Source organism: Pseudomonas auratipiscis (genome assembly GCF_036324085.1).
GTDB lineage: Bacteria > Pseudomonadota > Gammaproteobacteria > Pseudomonadales > Pseudomonadaceae > Aquipseudomonas > Aquipseudomonas auratipiscis.
Map to the genome: position 1 here is coordinate 1 of NZ_JAZDCU010000051.1, position 1,133 is coordinate 1,133.

Below are 1,133 nucleotides of genomic sequence, written 5' to 3' on the forward strand. Positions count from 1 at the left end.
GGGTTTTGCCCACTTTTGCCCCGACAAAAGTGGGTCGCCGTAAAGGCGAAACCAGCCAGTAGCGCCACTGCATCAAATGGATATGCCCATCAACACACGAGCCACATTCCGGTACTCACTCGCGTGTAGTCAGTGACACATACGGCCAGGTGCTGATCCATTGGCATGGGCGGTTTGGAGTCACCTTTGCGCCCTTACGGCGTGGGGCCATAGCTCAGCTGGGAGAGCGCCTGCCTTGCACGCAGGAGGTCAGCGGTTCGATCCCGCTTGGCTCCACCATTAATTCTGCTTCGTAAAGCTTAGAAATGAATATTCGTGTCGAATATTGATTTCTGAACTTTTTCAGAATCGTTCTTTAAAAATTTGGGTATGTGATAGAAAGATAGACTGGATTACACCGCCACACTGACCCACCCAGCCGGCACGGCGATGACCGTGACCCTGAGCAACGGCGCTGTGATCAACATCCCGGCCGGGGAAACCACTGGCTCGGTCGATTTCGATGCGCCGAAGGATGACGTCTACATCGACGCCGGTACCGTTGAAGCCTCGATCGAAAGCACCACCGGTGGCGACTTCGAGAAGCCATAGCTCAGCTGGGAGAGCGCCTGCCTTGCACGCAGGAGGTCAGCGGTTCGATCCCGCTTGGCTCCACCACCCCTTCGTTACCATGTCAAAGCTTAGAAATGAATATTCGGGTCGAATATTGATTTCTGAACTTTTTCAGAATCGTTCTTTAAAAATTTGGGTATGTGATAGAAAGATAGACTGGATATACACCGCCACACTGACCCACCCAGCCGGCACGGCGATGACCGTGACCCTGAGCAACGGCGCTGTGATCAACATCCCTGCCGGTGAAACCACTGGCTCGGTCGATTTCGATGCGCCGAAAGATGACGTCTACATCGACGCGGGCACCGTGGAAGCCTCGATCGAAAGCACCACCGGTGGAGTGTGGCGGTGTAGGTGATCTGGCCGCCTTCGTCAACGCTGCCAGTGGCGCTCAACGACAGGCCGGTTTCGTTCTGCGTACCTGGACCGTCAGTAACGGTAACGGTGGTTTCACCCGAGGTTTCGAGCTTCTCGTAGTTACCACCGGTGGTGCCGGTGATGCTGTTGGTCAAGTCCGG

The 1,133-nt window shown here is 55.2% G+C and carries 3 protein-coding genes and 2 tRNA genes; all 5 read left to right on the forward strand.

The genetic code is table 11. The annotated features are described in order from the left end of the window. The first annotated feature begins 203 nt into the window (after positions 1-203). Positions 204-279 (forward strand) — tRNA-Ala (locus V0R60_RS26815). A 108-nt stretch (positions 280-387) separates the two neighbouring features. Beyond that, positions 388-591: an immunoglobulin-like domain-containing protein gene (locus V0R60_RS26820; RefSeq protein ID WP_330143374.1), complete on the forward strand. Its 204-nt coding sequence runs from the start codon at positions 388-390 to the stop codon at positions 589-591. Continuing rightward, a tRNA-Ala gene (locus tag V0R60_RS26825) sits at positions 582-657 on the forward strand. The genes V0R60_RS26820 and V0R60_RS26825 overlap by 10 nt, the downstream gene beginning before the upstream one ends. A 154-nt stretch (positions 658-811) precedes the next feature. Beyond that, positions 812-973, forward strand: a complete 162-nt coding sequence (locus V0R60_RS26830; RefSeq protein ID WP_330143372.1) for an immunoglobulin-like domain-containing protein — start codon at positions 812-814, stop codon at positions 971-973. Beyond that, the coding region (locus tag V0R60_RS26835) for a hypothetical protein (RefSeq protein WP_330143373.1) at positions 951-1,133 on the forward strand (183 nt) is incomplete at its 3' end. The genes V0R60_RS26830 and V0R60_RS26835, both read left to right, overlap by 23 nt.

Coding starts and splice junctions, on each gene's coding strand:
- V0R60_RS26830 (WP_330143372.1), top strand. CDS start 812: ATGACCGTGACCCTGAGCAACGGCGCTGTGATCAACATCCCTGCCGGT.